The organism is Chryseobacterium bernardetii (genome assembly GCF_003815975.1).
GTDB classification, from domain to species: domain Bacteria; phylum Bacteroidota; class Bacteroidia; order Flavobacteriales; family Weeksellaceae; genus Chryseobacterium; species Chryseobacterium bernardetii.
This window is the reverse complement of sequence record NZ_CP033932.1, coordinates 825118-848110: the sequence shown is the minus strand read 5'-3', so window position 1 is coordinate 848110 and position 22993 is coordinate 825118. Positions and strand designations below refer to the sequence as shown.

Sequence of the window (22993 nt, the reverse complement as noted above, 5' to 3'; positions counted from 1 at the left end):
TTAACATTTTTCCAATACAATCGCAGCATTACACCCACCAAAACCAGATGCTGTTTTCAAAATATATCTGATGTTTGCAGGTTGGTTCTCTTTAATGATATTCAATGGCTGAGTTACTCCTATTTCTTCGAAGTTTTTAGAAGGGATCAGTGTATTCTGAAGGGCACTTTCCATAGAAATAATACTTTCTAAGAGTCCGGAAGCACCTAAACAATGTCCGTAATAGCCTTTCATACTGTTCAGAGGAATATTTTGCAGTTCCATTCTGTTGAATGCGATGCTTTCCATTTCATCATTGTATAATGTTGCTGTTCCATGAGCCGAAATAAAATCGATCTGTTTTGCAGAAACTTTGGCTTCCATCATCGCATTTCTGATACTTCCGTATAACCCGTCTCCTGTTCTGGATGGGCCGGAAATATGATTGGCATCATTGATGGCAGAATCTCCCAATACTTTAAATCTGAATTTTTCGTTTTCGGAAGCTTCAGAAGTAATATAAGCTGCTGCGGCTGCCTCTCCGATATTGATTCCGTTCCGGTTTTTATCATAAGGTTTGCACGGTTCTGATCCAATGGCCTGAAATGAATTGAATCCGGAAATTACAAATTCTGAAATTTCATCTCCTGCTATTACGAAGGCATCCTTATATTTACCTGCCTGTATCATATTCTTGGCAACAGCAATAGCCATTACCCCTGAAACACAGGCATTGGAAACCACAATAGGCTTGGTTTTAAACCCGAAAAAATCAGCAATTTTTTGAGCTAATTTTGGAAGATAAGTGCCTTCCGGCAATTCAGCCTGGTTTTTTAATAAGCTGATATTTCCTTTTGTTGTAGACAGGATGAAAGCGGTATTTTCTGTTACTGTATGTTTTTCAACAAGAGGCTTTATGCTTAGAAGAAGCATTTTTTCCAGTCTTGTGAATTCAAAATGGATATTCCCGGTGAAAACTCTTCTGAATTCCTCATCCAGTTTTTCAGAATCAATTACGGATGCGTAAAAAGGGTCCTGGTTATCTATAATTTTATGTAAAGCAACGCCCGATTTTCCTGCCAAAAGCGCCTTCCAATTAGAGTCCACATCAAAGCCAAGAGGCGTTATGCAATTATAATCTGTAATATAAATTTCCTTCTTCATGATAATCCCATTTTATCTTTCCAGGCTTGAAAAAACTCCGGATTATATAAACACAAACTTCCGTTGCCGTCCAGAAATACCTGAATGGTTTCTCCTCTGCAAACCAATTGGTCTTCCTGGTTGAAAAGCTCATATTTATAAATAAGCTTTGCGGAGACAGAATTAATGAAAGTGGTAACAATTCTGAATGTTTCTCCATATTTTAAGGGAAGAAAATGTTCACAGGTACTTTTCACGATAGGGGTTACATATCCTGCCTTCTGAATATCAAGGTAGGTGAGGCCATGCTGGCGTCCGAAAGCTTCCCTTCCGTCTTCAAAATAAACGATGTAATGGCCATGCCAGACAATACCCAGAGGATCTGTCTCGTTGAATCGTACTCTTACCTCTTCAGTACAGGTTAATATATTTTCGTTAGGCTGCATGTTCTTTTTCTTCCTGAGTTTTGTTTTATGGATGTCAGAAATATCCTGACAATATTAGTAATAAAAATAGATTAAATATTATGAAGCTTTCTTTCGTAGAAAATAGAGACGGATACGGTGGCAATGTAAAATAAAAACAGGAATACCAGTTCTCTGGCAATACCACCAATTCCGCTGTTTCTTAAGATGATATCATAATAAGCATTCAAACCCCAGTTCATAGGGGAGAACTTGGCTACGGTCTGCATAAATTCAGGCATCAGAAATACCGGAACCCAGATACCACCGATTGCTGCTAACACTACTACAGATGTGGCTCCAAAAGGCGCCGATTGTTCCTGGGTGTCTGCAATAGTGCCCAATAATACCCCAAATCCGATAGCAGCAAGTCCTGCAAACAGGGTTACTGTAACAAGCTGAAACATCTTTCCGGATACATCAAACGCCGGCAGATCCATGTACGGAAAAAGATAGATTCCTACCGCTACCATCAGTAAAAACTGAATAAGGCAGATGATAAGATAAGTAAATGTTTTTCCTAAAATATGGACGAAATAAGGAGTAGGACTTATTCTTGCTCTTACACTCGTTCCCTGGCTTTTTTCTTTGACAAGGTTGATGGATAAAGGAACTACAATGAAAAAGATGGCGAAAAGAGTCCACGCAGGAACGTTATGCTGAACGGAATTCGGCATAATGTCCATTTCTCCCTTTTTCGGAGTGATTTCTTTGAAACTGATGAGATTTTTATTTTCTTCAAGGTTTTCCGTTGTTCCCAGCTGGTCCTGGAATGCTTTATAGATCTTTTTATTTTCGATCTCAAACACCATTTTGTTAACAGAATTCATGACTGAGTTTTTAAATCCTGCATTGGTTGCCGGGTCAAAATATAAATGAATTTCTTTCGCTTTGGGTGCTTTTGTTTTCGTTTTTGTAGAATCACCTTCCAATCCGAATGAACTTACAATCGCCTGAACTTTAGAGTCAATATTTGAATTTAAATCCTTCGTAAGATCTTCAGGAATAACAATAGCCATCTGATAATCTCCCGCAAATACGGCATCCTGCGCCGATTTTTCATTGAAATTGGTCAGCAGCTGGAAGGTTTTACTGTTTTCAAGCTCACCTTTTATATTTTTTGAAACCTCAGATTTATCATTATCAATAAAAATGATCGGGATTTTTGAGCCTTCAAGATTTTTAAAGGTAGAATCCTGAATAAGGGTAATGGTTACAATCAGAAGCAACGGCATTACGAAAATGATCACAATTCCTCCTATATCTCTTTTCAACAGAAGAATTTCCTTAATAAAACTTCTCCACAGTTTATACAACAACATCTCTTAATTCTTTTCCGGTTAATGAAATGAAAACATCTTCTAGGTTTTCTGCATGGGAAATCTGGGAAACAAGTTCTTCAGGGGTTCCTACTGCATGAATTCTTCCTTTGTCAATAATGGCAATCTTCGTACAGAATTCTTCTGCCTCAGAAAGATGGTGGGAAGTATAGATGATGCATGTTCCGCTTTTATTCAATTCTAAAAGGAAATCAATGATTACTTTTTTAGATTGTACATCTACGCCTACGGTAGGCTCGTCCAAAAAAAGCACTTTCGGATTGTGGAGGGTTCCGGCGATGAGGTTACAGCGGCGTTTCATCCCTCCGGAAAATTGTCCTACCTGCTTGTTGGCAAATTTTGAAAGCCCCATGATTTCCAGGGAATCATCAATAGCTTTGGTAAGCTGCTTATGCTTTAATCCATATAAGCTTCCAAAGAACATCAGGTTTTCTTTAGCGGTAAGAGTAGGATAGAGGGCGTACTCCTGTGGTACAATCCCCATGATCTGCCTGATCTTGAAATTATCTTTTTGTGGTGACAGTCCATTGATGGTAAATTGCCCTGAAGTAGGCTTGATTAATCCTGAAAGTATGGAAATTAAAGTGGTCTTTCCTGCGCCGTTAGGGCCAAGAATCCCGTAAATTTCATTTTTGTCGATATTCAAAGAGATATCATTTACAGAAAACTCATCGGAATTTTTGTATTTTTTATATAGGTTTTTTATCTCAATCATATTCTCTGCCATATCAGATTGCTTTTCTCAGTTTTTTATAGAAAGCTTCTTCTAAATCTGCAATATGAAGCATCGTTTTAGATAAGGTGTTGTAGATATCGCTCTTGGCATTTCTGTTTTTGTAAACTCTCGCAATATCTACGGCAAAGTCTCTCCAAAGATCACCAATAGCAGTAATTTCCTTTGAAAGTCCTTTTAATTCATCGTTTTTAAGGATAACAGCGGCTTCCTGTAGGAATGCTCCATAAATAAACCTGAAGCCTCCGCCTCCTGTTCCTATTTCCTCCTGCATTCTTATCAGCTGGCCCAGATAATGATTGGTCACCTTTGTTCCCTTTTTTTCTGCCCATTTAGGGATGCTTTTGGCTACCCATCTCATCGCTTTTACCCCAATAAGCGGTACTGGCGCAAGCATGTTTTTGCAGGTATCCTTAATTCCTTTTTTTATGGCTTCTTCCAGATGAACATTTTCAGGAATATAAACAGGATAGTACATGTGTCCTTTTGGAGGAAGTGCTCCTTTGGCATATCTTACTTTTTCAAGTTCTGCTTCGGTAAGGGTGGTGGTATAATCCATTACCGGATCACTGATAAGAAATTTTCCGTCTTCTTTACCATATACTACAAGATTATGGGCATTGAAGTGAAATTTATACTCTTCAGGGAAATAGGTAAGGTTAAAAACACCTACCTGAAGTCCTGTAGGAATATTTTGTTCTAAATTTCTCTCAAGAGCCTTTTGAGCATCCTGAGGATTTGAGAATTTTTCTCTTTTGATTTTAATTCCTAATCTTTTTGCTGCTTTACTGAAAATAGCCCCCGGCATCGGACGATAGCTGAAGCCCGGAGCGAAATTCACCTTTAAAAAAGGCAGGTAGACAAAAAACAGTCCTGAACCGATCCCGAAGATCATAGGCTCACTTAGTTTCAGTCCTCTGTTAAGCAGTAGATTAGAAGCAACACCGTTTTCGCAATGCGCAGTCTGGTGGTGTTCAAAGTTTAATTTCATTTGCTGTTTATATCTTTTTCATAGGTAAATAAAATGGTGTGCCACTTTATTTATTTCCCGTCGAAGTTTTTTAATTCATTCACTGAAATTCCGAATGCATCTGCATATTTTTTCAGTGCAGTTTCGCTTAGTTTTTTAAATACTTTGGGTTTAAAGTGTCTTTTTACCCTCCATTGCCACATTCCTACATAAGCGGCAAGTACACCCAGGTCCATTTTATTGAATTCCATAAAATAAACGATAGGGCTTACGATATTATTGGCAACATTTTGTCTGGCTTCTTCAATCCTCTCATAAATAAGCTCCATAGATTCGTCTAAAGCAGCTTTTTTTGCATCCCAGCCTGTACTGTTTGCGGTTGTGTAATTATCATTTTCATCCGTTACATACAGTACTTCTGTCATGTTGGCGGATTTCAGATTACTTTCATCTTGAGGCAGGTCTTGTTTTTTCATCTGAATAATGTTTAATTTTTTTAATTCCAGATGAAACAGGATTCATCTGTTTTGATTCTTTTTAATCAGGTGGCTAAAATAGTGAAAATACATAATATGAAAATTATGCCCACTCCGATTCCGGAATTGCTTTAAAATAGAGATACGATGAGCTTTTTACACGATTCTGCATAGTAATGCCAATGAGCAGCATTTCCCGGTTTGATAAGATAGAAAATGATTTTATATTCTTCTTTTTCTCTTATATATTACCGGACGTTTTTGTTTTCTCCGGTTTTTAAGCTAAAGATGTTTAACTATCCGGATGTAATGAAATCTTAAGAATTACTGTTAATACTTATAACAGGACAACTGTAACAAGTGACTCCTGTTATAAGACTAATGGATTAGAAATTTGGATATACAATTGTAAAATAACCACTATGAAGAAATTTTTTATTTCTGTTTCGCTTTTCTGTATGCTTAGTGCTATGGCACAGAAATTCGATACTCAAAAACTGACAGATGCCCAGGGCTATACGTATGAAACGGTAAAGAATGACCTGGCGGGGGTAAGAGTATATACCCTGAAAAACGGATTGAAAGTTTATCTGGCTAAAAATGAAGACGCACCAAGAATCCAAACCTATATTCCGGTAAGGACAGGATCTAATAATGATCCGAGTGATAATACAGGATTGGCTCACTACTTAGAGCATATGGTTTTTAAAGGAACATCAAAACTTGGAACCCAGGATTGGGCAAAGGAAAAAGCTTTGTTACAACAGATTTCTGACCTTTATGAACAGCATAAAGCAGAAAAAGATCCGGCAAAGAAAAAGGAATTGTATAAAAAGATCGATGAGGTTTCTCAGGAGGCTTCAAAATATGCTATTGCCAATGAATATGATAAAGCGATCTCTTCCCTGGGAGCTACGGGAACAAACGCCCATACCTGGCTGGATGAAACGGTTTACAAAAACAATATCCCATCCAATGAGCTTGAAAAATGGCTGCGAGTTGAAAAGGAGCGTTTTTCGGAACTGGTACTTCGTCTTTTCCATACGGAATTGGAAGCAGTGTATGAAGAGTACAACAGAGCACAGGATAACGACGGCCGTTTGGTAAACTACGCTTTGATGGAAGCTCTTTTCCCAAAACATCCGAACGGGCAGCAGACGACAATTGGTACTTCTGAGCACCTGAAAAGCCCTTCAATGGTAGCTATTCACAAGTATTTTGATACTTATTATGTTCCTAATAATATGGCTGTAGTATTGGTTGGAGATCTTGATTTTGACAAAACTATAAAATTAGTTGACCAATATTTCGGAGCATTTAAATACAAGGAGCTTCCGATGAAAAAGATGGTAACAGAGGAGCCAATGACCCAGATTGTTTCCAGAACAGTGAAAAGCCCGTCTACCCCAAGAATGACCATGGCGTGGAGAACAGATTCTTATGGAAGCCAGGAAGCGAGACTGGCAGATGTGGTGGCTGAAATTTTAAGCAACAGAGGAGATGCAGGTTTAATTGACCTGAATATCAATCAAAAGCAGAAAACTTTAGGAGCGGGAGCTTACGAATCTCCGTTCAAAATGTATGGAACATTTGCACTGGTAGTGACTCCTAAAGAAGGGCAAAGTTTTGATGAAGCTAAAAAACTATTGCTGGATCAGCTTGATTTGGTTAAAAAAGGACAGTTTCCTGATTGGATGCTGAAAGCTATCGTCAATGATAAAAAGGTTCAGCGCATGAAAGGATTGGAAACTGCTGATGGCCTGGCAACCGAACTTTATGATTCCTATATCAAAGGAAGAACATGGGAACAGGAGCTGGATGAGATCAATCAGTACGAAAAAATTACGAAGGCTGATGTGGTGAAATTTGCTAATGATTTCTTTAAGGATAACTATGTGGTAGTTTATAAAGAAAAAGGAGTAAATGATAAGCTTGTTCGTGTAGAAAACCCCGGAATTACTCCAATTAAACTGAACAGAGAAGCACAATCTCCTTTCCTTAAGGATATTTTAAATACTAAAGTTGCTGAGATTAAGCCTGAATTCATCGATTATAAAACAGTAATTCAGACTTCGAAGGTAAAAGATAAGACTTTAAGTTTCGTAAAGAATAAATACAATGAAATTGCTCAGGTAAGTTATGTTTTCCCTTTCGGAACAGACAATGATAAGGAACTTTCATTAGCAGGAACTCTTTTTGAATATCTTGGAACGGATAAATATACTCCGGAGCAACTGAAAGAGGAGTTTTATAAGTTAGGAATCACTTACAGTTTCAGAACGTCTAATGATCAGACCACGGTAACTTTATCAGGTCTTGAAAGCAATATGAAAAAAGGAGTGGAGCTGATGAACCACTGGATGACGAATGTAAAAGCTGATAAGTCTATTTATAACCAGACGGTAAAAACCATTCTAGAAGCCAGAGAAGCTGCTAAAAAAGATAAGGTGAGAATTATGAGCGCGCTTTCCAATTATGCAAAATATGGGAAAGACTCAAGAATGACAGATGTTATTTCCAAAGCCCGCCTTGAAAGCATTGATGCGGTAGAGCTGATGAAAAAAATCAAGACCCTGAATCAATATCCTTATGAGGTGCTTCTTTATGGTCAGGATAAGGCAGGAATGGAGAAAGCAGTACAGCCTTATATTGTGAATGCAAGTCTGCAGCCGGCAAAAGCTAAGGAATATGCAGAACCTGCAACAACAGGAAAGGTTTATTTTACGAACTATGACATGGTACAGATGGAAATGGCTAAAGTTGCAAAAGGGAGCCCTGTAAATCTAAGCAATTTCGGAAAGGCTAATGTTTTCAATGAGTATTTTGGGAGAGGTTTATCATCAATCGTTTTCCAGGAAATCAGAGAAAGTAAGTCTTTAGCTTATTCTGCGTATGTTTCTTATGCTAACGCTTCAGAAAAAGGACATGCGAATTATATCACGAATTATATCGGGACACAAGCAAATAAGCTTCCTTTAGCGGTAAACGCAATGAGTGATCTGATGGCTGAATTGCCACAAATTCCAACACAGTTTGAAAATGCAAGAGGTTCTGCATTAAAGCAGATCGCTTCTAACAGAATTAACAGAACTAATATCTTCTTTAGTCAATTAGCTCTGAAAAAACTAGGGGTTGATTATGACCTTAGAAAAGATACTTATGCTGAAATTCAAAGTTTGACCTTACCACAGTTAACAGGATTCTATAATACAGAAGTGAAACCTGTACAGTACAATACTGCGATCATCGGTAAAAAAGAAAACCTGAATATGGAGTCTATCAATAAGATGGGAACATTCCAGGAGGTTTCTCTTGAAGAGATCTTCGGATACTAATATTTTAGTGTTAATAATAGGTAAAGTGGGACAGAAATGTTCCACTTTTTTGTTTAGATAGGGTATTTAGCTGATAGTGAATGTTTCACGAATTTGTAGAATGTTTCACGTGAAATATTCTTGAAAAATGGGTGGAAAGTCAGTAAATAAATTATAAATTTAAAACTCTTTAATAAACTATACCATGGGTGTTTTAGAAGATTATAATGTGAGTTTTGGGATTGATAAAATTAACGATAAAGAATATAAATTTATAAGATCTTCTATGGGGTCTGCTATTGGACATGTTTTTGCTGATCTTGAGAATCTTGATAAAAGTATTAGTCTTTTAAGTCTTGTAAATAATGTGACAATTAATCAGTCAGAGGTCAATTATATAACTAATGGTTTAGATTGTATTGTTATTAAATCCTCTGTAATTACAATCTATAGTGGAGAAGATTATTACATTGATATTAAAGATGCTGTTCCTATGGGAACATTACCTACAGAAGATTTTAAAGATATTCTATTGGCCTGGATAGATTTTCTTAAAAAGGGCGTTTCTTTTAAAGACTATATTTTAAAAGAATATAAAGTTGCTTTTAGCATTCATAACAACAATGGAATGATGGTTGGAAGATGTAGTTCTAAAAACGAGTTTTTGGATAAGTTTATTGAAAAGTTGATTTCAAATGAAACTTTAAATGAGCTGTTGGATTTAATTAAGTTTATAGAGAGACATAACCATGCAGAAAAAGCATTTAGTATTCCAGGATCAAAACAAGTTGTAGAGTTAGGGCAAACAGTAAAAATTTTCAGCAATACAGCGCATTTAGATGGCGCTTTAGTACCCGATTACACATTGCCTTTATCTGATTTTAAAGAATTTATTTTAGAATGGAAAGACTTTCTTAGCAAAAACAGATTGAATGAAATATAGTAAATTGAATTACATGAATAGGTTGCTTTCTTAAAACAAAAAAGCTGTACAAACGCACAGCTTTATAGTTTTTTTCTTTCTTTTTACGATTTTACTTCCTGAATAAACAGGTTAATCTCTGCTCTGATCAACAATTCATCATTGTTGAAAGTTTCGCAGAAGATATGGCAGATATTTTCAAACTGGGAAATCAGTGATGCTTTTGAAATGATCTTGTCATTTACTTTTGGAAGTCCGAAAATTTCAATTTTTTTGATATTGGTGATAAAGCCTATCACTTTGGTATCTGCTTCCGGATTTTCGAAGAAGCTTTGTCCAAGGATGGATGAACAGGTTTGGGCCAGGTTTTCAATTAAGCCGGCTTCAGCCAATTCATTGTTATGAACAAAAATGTTATCTTCTTTTATTTCAAAGGAAGTCACTACTTTTTCTTTGGTCAGTTCCAGGATATAGTCTGCCATAAGCATCGGTTCGCGATGTGGTAAAAAGTTGTGAATATTGATGATATTTTCTTCCCTGATTTCCATTAAAAATTATTTTACAGCAGTTTTCATTTGAGATTTTGCAATCACTTCACCATTTAATTTGGTAACAATGTCTACAAGCGTTACTCCCATTACTTCATTGAGGATAGTTACCTCTGAAACAAGATAATCACCGGTTTTAGGCAATGCTTCAGCTTCAAAGGATTTGATGGCCCCAATATATCCTGTTGGAGCATCTTTTCCAAGCAGATAATACTTGTACCCGGTGTGAAGCGCTACGCTTTGTGCCTGATGTTCAATCAGTCCGGAAGCCTGAAAAAATCCGTCATGAACAAAAAGGTTGTCTTCCTTTATTTCAAAACCGGAAATAAGATGGTTTTCAGAATACTCCGACAGTTCATGGACCATTACAAATGGCGCACGCTGCGGGATAAGGCTTTCTACAAAATCTTTATCGGAGGTTGGCAGTCTGTTTTCCATTAGCAGACTGTTAATAGTGAACAAGAATAAGCAAATCTTCCACTTTCAGGAACACAAAGAAGTACTTTTTCTCCTTTTTTCAAGGTTCCGGAGTTCATCAGTTCCTCTAATGCTACAAAGATAGATCCTGCTCCGATATTTCCTACATCAGAAAGGTTGTAGAACCATTTCTCCGCAGGGAAATCCATACCTTTTTTAGCAAATTCTTCTTTCAGCCCATCTTTGAAATATCCTGAAGAGATGTGAGCCAGTACATGGTCAATTTTTTCAGGATCCAGGTTATGTTTATCGAAAGAAGCCCTTAAGCTTTCCGCTCCTTTTACAAGAATGTATTTATCAAGGATTTTGGTGTCCTGTTTGATGGCGAAGATAGATTCCTTCAACCAGGAATCAGATGGATAATCTGCCCAGGATTTCAAGCTTCCGTCTTCCTGCTTTTCGCATCCTGCATACATACATGCTTCAATCTCGTGGGCGTAAGAATAGAAATCGATAAATTCTACTTTTAAAGAAATAGCATTTTCTCTCGGTTTATTTTGTAGTAAGAAAGCTCCTGCCCCGTCAGAAAGCATCCATCTGAGGAATTCTCTTTTGAAAGCAATAATTGGTCTTTCTTCCAGTAATTTTAAATTTTCTGCCTCATGGTTGAATTTATCTGCTGTCATCCATGCAGACATTCTCTCAGAGCCTGCGCATACAGCATTTTCCTGTACACCGGCTCTTACAGAAAGAAATCCGTAGTTAAGGGCATTCATCCCAGAGTTGCAAAGTCCGGTTGCGGTGTTGATTTCAATAGATTTTCCTATATTCAGTTCACCATGAACCATAGAAGCATGTGAAGGCTGGATCTGATCCGGAGAAGTAGTTCCTACTGAAAGTAACTTCATATCTTCCTTTTTGAAATTCTCATCAAAAAGTCCTTCAATGGCTTTTGCCGTAAGCTGTGCATTGGTATGCGTAGGATTTCCTTCTTTATCTAAAGCGTAATATCTTGTAGTGATTTTATTATTTCTTAAAATAAGTGATCTGGCTTTAGAAGGTGCGTCATTGATAAGCCCCAGATATGTTTCCATTTCATCATTTGATACCGGTTCATTGGGTAAAAATTTTGAAGCTTTTGTTATAAATACGTCGTACATTCTATTTTAAATTAATTCCTTGTAAATATCTTTTTTGTTTTTGTCTTTTAAACCAAAATATAGGGGTTGTAAGCAGGTGTAACACCAAAACGACAGGTGAGATGATCCATATCGCAGCCATCAAATATACCTTAAAGAATTTTATCAGCAATGGACGTTTCTCTTTTTTCTTGATAATCAGATTAGACCATACTGTGAAAATCTTGTTCCCTACCTTTTCTACACGCACTAAAAACGGACGAATTTCGATAGCTCCATTTTTTACAAGATCCGGCTGTAAATTTCCGAGATCATTGTTTTTAAAATGTTTTTCGATAATCTTTCCATATTTTACCGAACCTGCAATCTCTTCATCCGAAACTCCTGCCGCAGGAAGCATGCCGGATTTCCCCTTTTGCCCTGTAGTCAGCCATCGAAGAATAGTCAGTACGCTGGTGTAATTATCATGTCTGTCTACCAATGCAATGTTTCCTACGAGCCTGGCTTTTAGGTCCCTTAAATATACTTTCAGTTTTTCCTGGGAAAGCATCCACATGTTTCGGGTTCCGGAAATGGTAACTACAGGAGTATCTTTCAGGATACCTTCTGCATAACCACTTTTTAAAAATGAGATAATCGGGATTGATGGTGTGAGATACCATACCTGGTATCCGAACAGGATGAGGTCATACTTTTTGTTCAGTATTTCTTCTGAAGGCGGTACAATTTCTTTTGGGATCTGTAAATAGGATTCCGGAAAAGTGTTGAAAAAAACATCACCTGGCCAGGGAAAAGGAAAATCCTCCTTTAGCTTAATATTATAATAAGTAATATCATATTCATCCTTCTGAGCTTCAAAAGGCCTGGCAATATTTCTCACAATATCCTCCAGCTGGCCGGTTTGAGAATAATATATGACAAGTATATTTTTTTTCATGGAGTCTTTTTAGTGTTTACAAAAATATGTTTTTCATATTTATTATTCAGTTTTAAATACTTTTAATGCTTCAGAACTAAATTCTAATATATAATTTTTATTTTCTATTTCAGTTTTTGTGGTATTGATAAAAATGATCTTTTCAGGAAGATTCTGAATTTCATTGAGATCAAAATTATCATCAGAAACCAGGAGAACGTCAATCTTCTTATTTACTTCAGACAATTCTTTTATATAGTTTATCTTTCTTTTTTTTACCAGATAATTATGGGCAGCAATTACTCTTTTATCTTCATTACTGATCCATGAAAAAATTCTTCGGCTGGCCTGGTAAAGGGTAAGTAAAGCATCTTTTTGGCCAAAATCATCGGCAATATGAAGAATGCTGGCATCTGCAGCAATATGTTTATTCAGTTCAAAGTAAACCGATTTATGAGCATTGAAATCTTTTTTTACTTCTGTTACCACTTCATTATCCTTATATAAATAGCTTAAAAACAGTTTCTTTTTAAAATAATTTTCGTTCTCTATCTCTTTTCTCAACTTAGCAAACTCTTCTCTATAGCGGGCGTTGATCTTTTTTGTTCTTTCAGAATAATTTTGGCCAAAACTCAGATCGTCTTTCCTGATTCTGTCACCCACTTTTACCGTGATGCTTCCGTCGTAAATTATGAAGTCTCCTTTTGGAAGTACCTCAGAATTTCCGTGGATATACAAAGGAAGAACATCCAGTTCAAACTGTTCTGCAATGTAAAATGCTCCTTTATGGAATCTTTTCACATCATTGGTATAAGAGCGCTCTGCTTCAGGGAAAACTACTAAAGAATATCCCTGGGCGATTTTTTCCTTTAACTGATCCATCCCATTTTCAATACCTTGGGAAACCGGATAAAAACCTAATGCTCTTACCAGTTTTCCAAATACCGGAGACTGGTACACCCAGTCGTTCACTAAATAAATGATTTTATGGGTGGCCATTGCAATAGCCAGTGTATCAAGAAAAGAGGTATGATTGGCAATAATAACAGCCGGTTTGCTGAAGTCTTCGTTTGGATTTTCAATGACCTTCTTCTTTACAAAAGGATTAGAATACAGAACGGAAGTTAAAAACCTGGCTAAAATAAGTTTGATAATATTCAATGTTTTCCCCTTTGAATTTTTTACAAAGATGCTTCCGAAAGCTGAAAAAATCAATCCGCCAAGTCCGTAATATAAAAAACTGAATATTGAAATAATAAAAAGCCTGAAAGTGATTGGTGAAAGTCCTTTTTTTGCTCTGTTGGTAATCAGTAACCTGAACCAGAACGGATATAGGGTAGAGGTAATGATAATCACAGAGAACATTCCTATTAAAGCAACCAGAGCTAACGAATGTAAAGCAGGATGTTTGGCGAAAATTAAAGATCCGATGGATAAAATGGTTGTGAATACCGCTAAAATAATGGAAGTCCTGTAAGTAGGAAGTTCATTTTTTCCTGTTGTATGTTCCTTTTGCATAGCCTGAGTAAGGAAAATACTGAAGTCATCACCTACTCCGAATACCAGTGTACAAACTACTGTGCTGAAAATATTCAATTCCAGTCCTAGGAAATATAAAATTCCGGCCGTTACCACTCCTGTCAGAACAATAGGAAACATGGTAAGAACAGTCAGCTCAAAATTCCTGAAGAAGACAATAATGGTTAAAATAATAGCTAAAAGAGAATAATTAATCAACGTGTTGAAATCTCTTTTTAATAACCCTAAAAAGTTCTCATTCATCTGCTGACGGTCTATGGCAATAGCATCATGCTTCTTTTCAATATCCTTGATGAAGGCGTCTCTTTTGCTCTCATCAACTTTTACAATATTGGAAATCGTGTAAAAGTTGTTTTCATTGCTCATGAATTCTGAGATCTGAAGAGCTTTTACCTTTTCATAGTCCTTGATGTCTAATGTAGAATAGTTTTTATTTAAAATCTCATTGAAATTGTCAAAAGCTGAACTGTTGAACCCGAATTTATTTCCGTTATTGATAAGCTCTGAAATGGTCTGTTTTTTTTTGCTGTCATCCCAGAAGTGCTGCCAATCTGAAATTTTCTTCTGCTGGTCTTTTTCAGACAGAACAATACTTCCGATTGAGTTGTAACTAAGGATTTTGCCTTCTTTTTTCTCTTGTTCCAGAAATGTATTTAACTGAGAGTTTCTGGCCAGAGCCTGCTCTTCAGAATTTCCGTAAGAAATCGTGTAAATGGATTTTGAAGTAATATCTGATAGTTTCTGCAGTTTGGCTTCACTGATCTTCATTTCCTTCGGAATGTAATTCAGGTCTCCAATATCTTCATTAAAGCCTACATGCCTGAAACCAAACAGACATGCCAGAATGATAACAGAACATCCTATAATCAAAGGCTTATTTTTTTCATACGGATAAGATCCGATTTTATCAATAAAATTGGTATTAAGTTTTTCTTCAGTATGTTGGGGATAAAGCTGAGGAACAATAATTAATGCGGTAATAGAAGATAAAATAACCGTGATAGCCGCAAAAAGTCCCAGATCCTTTAAAGCTTCGGAACGAACAAATACCAGACACAGAAAAGAAACTGCAGTAGTGGCACTACTCAATATGATAGGCTGGGTGATTTCTTTATAAAGTTCCTCAATATTATTATTGTGCTTGTAATGGGTAAGAATATGCAGTGCATAATCTATAGTAATTCCGATAAGGATAGCTCCTACACTTAATGATATGGCGGAAATTTTATCCTTAATAAAGTATAGCACCAATAAAGCGAGCAGAACGGAGAAGACGGTAGGAAGGAAAACAATGATCGGGGTAAAGAAGTTCCGGAAATAATAGATCAGAAGGACTAAAAGGACTGTCATAGAAATCACAACCGTATTCTGAATGTCTTTTTTGATCTGTTTGGCGTTGGCCACTGCAATCACCGGAGAACCAAAATAGCTGATTTCGGTTTTCCCATTGAATTGTTTGTTAAGATTGTCTTTTATGGTATTAAGCTGATCAACAAAAGCTTCATTGGCCTTCGTATCGTTACTTTTATTTTTGGGTTCAATGAAAAGCAGAAGGTTTTGGCCATCTTTGGTCACAATATAGCTGTCTTCCAGTTTGAAATCCTTGCTGATGTTTAAGGCATTTAATTTTTTAATTCCTAAAAAAGTCAGCCCCAGAGGATCCTTTTTAATGAATTCTTTGGTAACAAGACTTGTAGGGGATACCAAGGATATGTAATTATCCTCTACCTGCTTTGCTAGGCTGTCCTTTTGAATTTTCCTCCCAATGTCTTTATAATCATTTTCGTTGAGGAATAAAGGCAGGTTTTGATTCACAAAATCAAAGGTTTCCGATATTTCATTATCATTTACTTTTCCCTGTATAGAACCGATATACTTTTGCAAAGGTTCTGTTTTCTGTAAAAATGTATCTGCAGTTTCAGATAGCTGGAAGCTGTCTTCTTTGGACTTGTTTTCTATGATCACAATAATCTTATCCGAAAAATTAAGCTGCTTAAGAACCTTTGCCGTAAGATCCGATTTTTCATTTTTAGGGATGATCTGATTAATATCTTCCTCAAAATTAATCTTCGAAGCAAAGAAAAGACATACAAGAGCAATTCCTAATGCTGTAAAAACAGAAAGGATTTTGTTTCGGGAAATCAGATAATATAAAAATATAAAAAAGCGATGCATTGCATTTGAATCAAGTCTGCAAATTTAAATTTTTAAGAATTACATCAAAATAATTAGGGCTAAGTTTTGACTGAAAATCAATAAAATATTCTACTTTTGTAAAAGTTCCCTTTTGATAAAATGTATTTTAAACCACAATTATTGTTAAAAAAATAAGAATCTGTTTTTTGATATGTTGAAAAAAAATGACGAAAAAATAAACGGATTTCTATTTGTAGCAGTGCTCCCGTTTCTGTTATTTGCAATGGCTTACTATGGTTTTGAATCTTCTTATGTAAGATTGAAAACTATGGAGAAGGCCCCTGATTTTATGTTTGCTTCCGTATATGCTTACAGGATAATTCCCAATTATCTGAGTATACACGTTACAGAAGCTGTAACTTTTATGGTAAATCACTATCTCCCTTTTCTGAAAAACTTTCTTTTAAAGCAGGGAACGTTGTTTTATCATAGTATTTTTCTGATCAACAGTTTCTTTTTTGTACTGTCTTCAGTTGTTTTGCATTCACTTCTTAAGCTCAATCCTACAGGAGCTCCTTTGCACCTGAATATCAGAAGAATGATCCATCTGCTGGCAATATTTTTTATTGTGATTATACAGTATGTTCCTACTAACTGTGATTCTATTGCGGTCTTTTTTTACCTTTTGGGTGCATTACTCACGGTAAAGTATATGCAGAATAGGAAACTTACAGATTTTATTCTTTTATGCGGGGTAGTGTTTGTTTCTACACTGACAAGAGAAACTTCATGCCTGAATATCTCTTTCTTTGCTGCATTGTGTATCGATTTTGAAAAACTGAAAAAAAAGGATTTTACCTTCATCAGAGAAGTTGTATTATTAGCTATTGCTTTTATAGTTCCGTATGCAGGACTTAGGATAATGATTCCTCAGAATGTGTCTTTTGTGGAAGGTATTTACTTCCTGGATAATTTCAGCAGCCCTTTCAACTTAAGTGGTCTTTTATTCGGAATAATAAGCTTATATTTCAGTTACTTATTGTGTAATGAGGCAGGAAAAATATTTATCAGAAAATACCTGTTCTTTGCCATTCCTTACCTGATAATGATTGCTATGGTAGGGCTGTTCTGGGAAACAAGACTCTTCTTGCCATTAATTCTTACGGGGATTATAACAGCAGCGCATTATTTTAAAAATGTGATACCCAAACAGTGAGATTCATAATAAATTAGTTCCGATGAAAAAAGCGCTGAAAGAATTTAAACTAAGATGGTACCTTATAGTGGTTACTGTTATTTGTTTATTTAAGATCGGATTTGCCTATTATGCATGTAATGGGTTTGCTTTTGCAGATTGGCTGATTAATTATCAGGATGGTGGTTTTAAAAGAAGAGGATTACTAGGAACTGTTTTTGTTTTTTTATATGATTCATTTTCAATAAAGTTACAATATTCTGTTTTCGTAGTTCAGGCGATCGTATATGTTCTGTTTTTTTATTTTCTGTCATTACTGTTTAAATTGAAGCAGACAAATATTATAGACGTTTTTCTATTTCTTACTCCATTTTGCCTATGGGGTTTTCTTTCTGATGCCGCGATTGGTTCCAGGAAAGATGGAATTTTATGGCTTCTTTTTGCCATCTTTACTTACTGTTTAATAAAGAATAAATATTCGGGATTTAGAGAGTATATTTTGTTGATTTCTTTCTTTTTGTCCGTTTTTATTCACGAAAGTTTTATTTTCTATACTCCTTATTTTTTACTTGTATTATTTCTTCATAATGGAAAATTAGACATTCAAAAGAGTCTTAAAATATTATTGGCTTTTTTCATTCCGGCGGTATTTATTTTTTTAATGGGAAATATTAACCCAGATTATAGCTATACACTTCAGCTTGTTAAAGAAAGCGGTATCAGCCTACAGGACTCCAATATCTTTCAATGGAAAGAGAATGAGCTGATTAAGACCCAATATTATTGGGAGCATTTAAATACGGTTAGTCTTTATCTGGTGAGCTTCATACTAGAATTATTCTTCCTTCTATATTATATTTTTATCATCAAAAAGCAGCAATTTTCTAATAAAAGCCTTTTATTAATTGCTTTTTTTGTATGTATTATATCTACTATTCCTTTGTTTTTAATTGCTATTGATGTGGGAAGATGGCTGTATAATCACTTTATTCTGTTTTTTATTATCCTTATTTTCCAGCTTCCTTACAGAAAGGGTGAAATGAAGCTAATAGACAGATCTTTAGTTGATTCTAAGAATACAATTTTCGTTGCTCTCGTTCTGATTGCTGACTTTACTTATCGTGTTCCATCATATGAACTGGGGCTTGATATAGGATTGCCTCTAAAGTTTTTTTTGAAACTTTTTTAAAAAGTAAGTGGATTCAATCTATAAGACTACCAGAATACATTTAAAATTAATCAAAAATGATTTTTTAACCTAAATTGGGAAAAATATATAAACATTGTACGTGATTTATTTGTTTTTTCAATGATCAATATGAATTTTTTTTGACATTATTCATTGTAATAATGGTTTATGAATAATATAAATGATTCATTTTTTATTTATTATATTTCTTTCTTTAAAAATAGAATTTATCTATTATAGGAATTTTTTTCATTTTTTTTGGTAACTTTATTGAAAATTTAAAGATTAGCTGTATCTGGGATTTTTGAGGGTTTGTAAAAACGCATAACCAGAAAACTAAAAAAGACGTAATCATTAAAGATTATGTTCTACCTATTTGCGGACCCTTCTGTTCGCTGTCTCTTCAATTTATTCATAAGAATCTTTTTTTAAATACCCTGTTTTCCAGATGATAAATTTACGATCCTGGCATTTATCAACAAATCCTGGGGTCGAGATAATGTTTTGATTTTCTATCTGATTTTCAAAGTATTATTTGGATATGCATTCATTTTTACCTCTAAACACTTTTTAATTCTATTGGTATGAAAAAAAGATTCATCTTAAAGATTTTTACTGCAATGCTTTGTATTGCGTCATCTTATACCTGGGCAAGGAAGATACCTATCCTCAAGCCTGTTGAGACCAATGTTTTATTCAAATATAGGTCAGCTTTAGCCCTAAGCAGCTATGATCTGGACCCACTTATCATCATTTCACAAAATATGTATGAGAAAGGATTGGTAGTTATTAAAGGAAATTTTCAAAAACCCAATACTATAGGAGATGTAAAAGTTACTATAAAGTACAGGGATAACCAGAATAACTGGGTTTCTGTATGGTGCAGAACTTTTGCAGGTAATTACAGGTATGATGAAGATCTTACGGCTAATTTCGAGCTGCCATCATCAGCTCTGAATGTACAGTCTGTTAAAATCGAATTAAGCTCTAATAAAAATATTACGAACTGGGAGTCAATTGTTTGGAATAAAACAATAAGTCACTACAGGCATTCAGACTATGTCTATGGGAATTGTAATCTGGATGAAAACCAGATTTTTATTAATCCTGTTACAGAGGAGTGTCCTGTTTCCTGCTTTACGGTTAACGCGGGTGCTGTATCTGATTTTGCAGACTGGTCTAAAGCTCCAAACAGCTATATCTTTACAGGTAAGGATAAGAAAACCAACGCAGATGTAGACGGTCTTTATATCCCTGTAAAAAAAGCATATAAAATGTGGGAATCTAATCCTCTTATGGGAGGCAGTCCTATACCTTCCGGTACTGTGAGTGCTGATGTCTATTGGGAAGATATCCACGGATTAATAAAATCCGGAGACAATTACAGCCTGGAAATTACAGGTTCGGGAGAAGAAGCTAAAATAAAAGTTCCGATCAATAAAACAAAAGAAGGAAATGCTGTAATCGCTTACAGGGTAAATGGAGAAATTTTCTGGTCCTGGCATATATGGGTTACAGATGACCCTACCAACGGCTCAACATATAAAAGTTTCGATGGGGTGAAGAGACAAAGGGCTGATGGAACTGTAGAACTTATCCCGGATTCAGACTGGGGATGGATGGATAGAAACCTGGGAGCTTTAAGCAATACCATCACCGGAACTGAATTTAATAAGAATGGAGGCCTGCTTTACCAATGGGGACGGAAAGATCCGATTCCTCCATTGGCATACAAAGGAAATGACTTCTATGAAGCTTCGGGATCTGTAGGAAGGATAAGACACAGACAGTCCAGAAATATGGCTAACGGTTCTCAGAAGATAGATAATTTAATTAAAACGGTAACATTGTCCAATGCTACAGTTCCTAATAACCTCCGTCTATCCGTTAAAAATCCATTAAGCTTAATTTATGTGAACAAAGATGATAATTCCGGACAGGCTCTTTATAATAATAATGCCAGTCTTCAGGTAAACTGGTTTGGTAATTCTACAACGCTGCCTGCCAATAGGTTAAGTGAATTAAACTTATGGTCTGATAACTCCAAGGGTTTTATTACAAACGGAGATTTGAGTAATGATAACAGTGCCAATCCGTATAGGGATAAATCACCTTTTGATCCATGTCCTAACGGATGGAGGATCCCATCTGTCCTGGTTTCCAATTTGGGGAATGGAAGTTATATTGATAATGTGAGGGTAGATTTCAGCCCATTTGGTATTAAGAATAGCATAGCGATAAATACTTTTGAAGCCAATAAGTACCATATCATCAAACCCAATGATAATAACACCCCGGATTTCATGAAAGGGTTCAAAATTTACAATAATGTGGGAATAGATCTTAGTAATGTAGGCGGAAATAATATGGGAATATTCCCTGGTACAGGCATGCTTGTAAGAGGTTATCATGAAGGCCAGTATACGGATCAGCATGAAACCTATTTATGGACAGCAACAATGACCCGGTTTTTCGATGCAACGCCTTCCATTTCAGCAAGAATCTTCCGTATGATCCCAGACAGAGATCAGCCGGATGTTCCCGATCCTTCTTTACCTTCAATCACAGGAAGATATCAATATTATCCTTTAGCCGGTGGGGTAACTTCTGCTGCTCATGGATGCAGATGTATTAAAGATCCCCTGTATGAAGTCAATAACTATAACTTCCCTACCGAATTCTTTAATAATGCGGTGGAATATGGGGAAGGATTGAACAATCCAAACTCTTATACCATTGTTAAAAATACAGTAGAATCTACTATTCAGATCCCAATCAGTAAGGCATTCTCTGCTCAAAGCAAACTGCTGAACAATCCTGATATTCTAAATCCATCAAATTTCAACAATCTGAAAGTTAATGTGTTGTGGTCTACTGCCACAGGTCTGATCAGCAATATTGCGTTGTCTAATACTGCTCCTGCTTCATTGGCTGATATTTCCAATACGACGATCAATGTTAAAATTGCGCCGAACCAGTCTGGTAATGCTGTGGTTACATTACATAACGGAAGTATTACCAACTCTATTTACTGGAGTTGGCATATCTGGGTAACCAATACTCCTATCAGCTCTGCTACTTATGTTACTGAATTACCTAATCAGGCAGCGGTTAATTATATCAATTATATCAAGCCGGGTGAAGTTATCAAAACAGAAATAATGGACAGAGACCTTGGGGCTAACCAGGCCATTGCGGAAGCCAATAAAACGACTTCTACCGGCGGGTTGCACTACCAGTGGGGAAGAAAAGATCCGTTACCTGTCTTTGTTAATGCCAACAGGAACTCAATTCCGGTTTATTTAGGAACTGTACAGGCTAATGGCAGTGTTAGCTACACTATACTTCCTGCGGCCACGTACTATTCAGACTCCTATCTTAAAAAGTATCCAGATTATTCCGTGCAGGCGAACGTTTTGGGCACCGATAAAGTAGCTGATAAAATCAGTAAAGTATTATCCTACTCGGTGAAAAACCCTATGACCTTCATGGTTCCTAATATGACCACGAAATCAGCAGATACTAACCATACCAATGGGGCAGACTGGCTGGCAGACGAACCTAACCTGGCTCCGGAAAGATGGGGAAGAGGGGGTAAAAAGTCACCATTCGATCCTTGTCCTGAAGGCTGGAGAATCCCTGATTTAACGGGGGTGTCTAATACGAGTATAGGGGCAACCCCTTTTTACAAGCCTACTACAGGAATGAGTATTCCCAACAATTATGGAGGGACAAGAATTAACAGGAATCCTTACAGTTCTGCAGCTATTGCATATTCTTTTAATTATGCGGCTTATAATATAGGAAGTTTTGCCAACCTGGGAGTAAGAGGAGGCAGGAATACTATAGAAGCCCTTCCTGCTTCTCCTGATTTCAACGCTATTGATTACGTTTATGGGGGATTCTGGCTAGGTGCCTTAGGTTCTAATTATACCGGAAGAGCATTAAGAACGGAGATCCAGTATATCGGAAATTATTTGATTCCGTTCAGTAGTAATGCCGATCCGTATTTTGCACAAAACTGCCGTTGCGTTAAAGTAAAATATGATGAGAACGGAAACGAATTAGGCCCAATTCCTAAACTTCAGGTTACCTCATTATCTGCAGTTAGAGCAACGAATGTTTTAGCGAAATCAGTAATTGAGGATAAAATAGGCCAGAATAAACTTGAGGTATTCCCTAATCCGGTGAAAAGTAAATTATACATCAAGGGTAATGACGGGGTTAGAGAATATTACTATCAGATCTATAATACATCAGGAGAGATGGTGAAATCAGGTAAGTTTGAAAATGACCAGACTGATCTTTCTTCTTTATTATCCGGAGCCTATTTGGTAAGGATCAACAATTCTGAAACCATAGTGAAGATCATTAAAGAGTAACCATGAATAATGTAATATTCGAAACCGTCTCAGTTTTTGAGGCGGTTTTTTTATGGAGCTAAAAGCAGTATATCTGTTTAATTTATATGAACATCTTTCATCTACTGATTTACTGATCGTGTTCTATCGTATTGGGTGGGAATTGATATGGGATTACTCCTAAAGCTTGTTTTGAAATTTTTTTTAAAAAT

Annotated in this window: 16 protein-coding genes; 5 read left to right on the top strand and 11 right to left on the bottom strand. The window is 36.1% G+C overall.

All coding sequences use genetic code 11. The features are described 5' to 3' along the window. From EG339_RS03960 to EG339_RS03935, 6 genes are all read right to left on the bottom strand, one after another. On the bottom strand, positions 1-1143 hold the full coding sequence (locus tag EG339_RS03960; RefSeq protein WP_123868959.1) for a beta-ketoacyl synthase N-terminal-like domain-containing protein: 1143 nt from the start codon (positions 1141-1143) through the stop codon (positions 1-3). Further along, on the bottom strand, positions 1140-1568 hold the full coding sequence (locus EG339_RS03955) for an acyl-CoA thioesterase (protein ID WP_123868958.1): 429 nt from the start codon (positions 1566-1568) through the stop codon (positions 1140-1142). The genes EG339_RS03960 and EG339_RS03955 overlap by 4 nt, the downstream gene beginning before the upstream one ends. 71 nt (positions 1569-1639) lie before the next feature. Beyond that, positions 1640-2908 carry an ABC transporter permease gene (locus EG339_RS03950; protein ID WP_123868957.1) on the bottom strand — a complete coding sequence of 423 codons (1269 nt, stop codon included), beginning with the start codon at positions 2906-2908 and terminating at the stop codon, positions 1640-1642. Continuing rightward, entirely contained in the window at positions 2895-3653 is a 759-nt protein-coding gene (locus tag EG339_RS03945; RefSeq protein ID WP_123868956.1) for an ABC transporter ATP-binding protein, read from the bottom strand. The genes EG339_RS03950 and EG339_RS03945 overlap by 14 nt, the downstream gene beginning before the upstream one ends. A gap of 1 nt (position 3654) precedes the next feature. Next, positions 3655-4650 carry a BtrH N-terminal domain-containing protein gene (locus EG339_RS03940; protein WP_123868955.1) on the bottom strand — a complete coding sequence of 332 codons (996 nt, stop codon included), beginning with the start codon at positions 4648-4650 and terminating at the stop codon, positions 3655-3657. Positions 4651-4700: 50 nt separating this feature from the next. After that, a complete protein-coding gene (locus EG339_RS03935; RefSeq protein ID WP_123868954.1) occupies positions 4701-5105 on the bottom strand; it encodes a hypothetical protein in 405 nt (134 codons plus the stop codon). 422 nt (positions 5106-5527) lie between these two features. On the opposite strand from EG339_RS03935, the gene EG339_RS03930 reads away from it, so the two are divergent. Continuing rightward, complete coding sequence (locus tag EG339_RS03930; protein ID WP_123868953.1) at positions 5528-8440, top strand: M16 family metallopeptidase; 2913 nt, start codon at positions 5528-5530, stop codon at positions 8438-8440. A 184-nt stretch (positions 8441-8624) separates the two neighbouring features. Beyond that, on the top strand, positions 8625-9362 hold the full coding sequence (locus EG339_RS03925; RefSeq protein ID WP_123868952.1) for a hypothetical protein: 738 nt from the start codon (positions 8625-8627) through the stop codon (positions 9360-9362). Positions 9363-9445: 83 nt separating this feature from the next. Here the strand turns inward: EG339_RS03925 and EG339_RS03920 are convergent, their stop codons facing one another. Genes EG339_RS03920 through EG339_RS03900 form a run of 5 tightly spaced genes read right to left on the bottom strand, consistent with a single transcriptional unit; the run spans position 9446 to position 16075 of the window. After that, positions 9446-9889 carry an ABC transporter permease gene (locus EG339_RS03920; protein WP_089739202.1) on the bottom strand — a complete coding sequence of 148 codons (444 nt, stop codon included), beginning with the start codon at positions 9887-9889 and terminating at the stop codon, positions 9446-9448. A 6-nt stretch (positions 9890-9895) separates the two neighbouring features. Beyond that, complete coding sequence (locus EG339_RS03915; RefSeq protein WP_123868951.1) at positions 9896-10327, bottom strand: hypothetical protein; 432 nt, start codon at positions 10325-10327, stop codon at positions 9896-9898. Then, complete coding sequence (locus EG339_RS03910) at positions 10327-11466, bottom strand: beta-ketoacyl-ACP synthase III (RefSeq protein ID WP_123868950.1); 1140 nt, start codon at positions 11464-11466, stop codon at positions 10327-10329. Before EG339_RS03910 ends, EG339_RS03915 begins: the two co-directional genes overlap by 1 nt. Before the next feature lies 1 nt (position 11467). Then, positions 11468-12382 (bottom strand): dialkylrecorsinol condensing enzyme DarA, encoded by a 915-nt coding sequence (locus tag EG339_RS03905; RefSeq protein WP_123868949.1) that lies wholly within the window; start codon positions 12380-12382, stop codon positions 11468-11470. Positions 12383-12424: 42 nt separating this feature from the next. Next, entirely contained in the window at positions 12425-16075 is a 3651-nt protein-coding gene (locus tag EG339_RS03900) for an MMPL family transporter (RefSeq protein ID WP_123868948.1), read from the bottom strand. Between the two features lie 172 nt (positions 16076-16247). Here EG339_RS03900 and EG339_RS03895 point away from each other — a divergent pair, with 172 nt between their 5' ends. The 3 genes from EG339_RS03895 (at position 16248) to EG339_RS03885 (ending at position 22802) form a co-directional block, all read left to right on the top strand. After that, a complete protein-coding gene (locus tag EG339_RS03895; protein ID WP_123868947.1) occupies positions 16248-17252 on the top strand; it encodes a hypothetical protein in 1005 nt (334 codons plus the stop codon). A 22-nt stretch (positions 17253-17274) separates the two neighbouring features. Then, positions 17275-18420, top strand: coding sequence for a hypothetical protein (locus EG339_RS03890; RefSeq protein WP_123868946.1), 1146 nt, complete (start codon positions 17275-17277; stop codon positions 18418-18420). Between the two features lie 584 nt (positions 18421-19004). After that, positions 19005-22802 (top strand): T9SS type A sorting domain-containing protein, encoded by a 3798-nt coding sequence (locus EG339_RS03885; protein ID WP_123868945.1) that lies wholly within the window; start codon positions 19005-19007, stop codon positions 22800-22802. Positions 22803-22993: the final 191 nt, after the last annotated feature.

Bases quoted from the DNA above. Each gene is read 5' to 3' on its own strand.
- EG339_RS03920 (WP_089739202.1), bottom strand. From the start codon at position 9,889: ATGGAAATCAGGGAAGAAAATATCATCAATATTCACAACTTTTTACCA.
- EG339_RS03890 (WP_123868946.1), top strand. From the start codon at position 17,275: ATGAAAAAAGCGCTGAAAGAATTTAAACTAAGATGGTACCTTATAGTG.
- EG339_RS03945 (WP_123868956.1), bottom strand. From the start codon at position 3,653: ATGGCAGAGAATATGATTGAGATAAAAAACCTATATAAAAAATACAAA.
- EG339_RS03895 (WP_123868947.1), top strand. From the start codon at position 16,248: ATGTTGAAAAAAAATGACGAAAAAATAAACGGATTTCTATTTGTAGCA.
- EG339_RS03930 (WP_123868953.1), top strand. From the start codon at position 5,528: ATGAAGAAATTTTTTATTTCTGTTTCGCTTTTCTGTATGCTTAGTGCT.
- EG339_RS03940 (WP_123868955.1), bottom strand. From the start codon at position 4,650: ATGAAATTAAACTTTGAACACCACCAGACTGCGCATTGCGAAAACGGT.
- EG339_RS03955 (WP_123868958.1), bottom strand. From the start codon at position 1,568: ATGCAGCCTAACGAAAATATATTAACCTGTACTGAAGAGGTAAGAGTA.
- EG339_RS03910 (WP_123868950.1), bottom strand. From the start codon at position 11,466: ATGTACGACGTATTTATAACAAAAGCTTCAAAATTTTTACCCAATGAA.
- EG339_RS03905 (WP_123868949.1), bottom strand. From the start codon at position 12,382: ATGAAAAAAAATATACTTGTCATATATTATTCTCAAACCGGCCAGCTG.
- EG339_RS03950 (WP_123868957.1), bottom strand. From the start codon at position 2,908: ATGTTGTTGTATAAACTGTGGAGAAGTTTTATTAAGGAAATTCTTCTG.
- EG339_RS03885 (WP_123868945.1), top strand. From the start codon at position 19,005: ATGAAAAAAAGATTCATCTTAAAGATTTTTACTGCAATGCTTTGTATT.
- EG339_RS03925 (WP_123868952.1), top strand. From the start codon at position 8,625: ATGGGTGTTTTAGAAGATTATAATGTGAGTTTTGGGATTGATAAAATT.
- EG339_RS03915 (WP_123868951.1), bottom strand. From the start codon at position 10,327: ATGGAAAACAGACTGCCAACCTCCGATAAAGATTTTGTAGAAAGCCTT.
- EG339_RS03900 (WP_123868948.1), bottom strand. From the start codon at position 16,075: ATGCATCGCTTTTTTATATTTTTATATTATCTGATTTCCCGAAACAAA.
- EG339_RS03960 (WP_123868959.1), bottom strand. From the start codon at position 1,143: ATGAAGAAGGAAATTTATATTACAGATTATAATTGCATAACGCCTCTT.
- EG339_RS03935 (WP_123868954.1), bottom strand. From the start codon at position 5,105: ATGAAAAAACAAGACCTGCCTCAAGATGAAAGTAATCTGAAATCCGCC.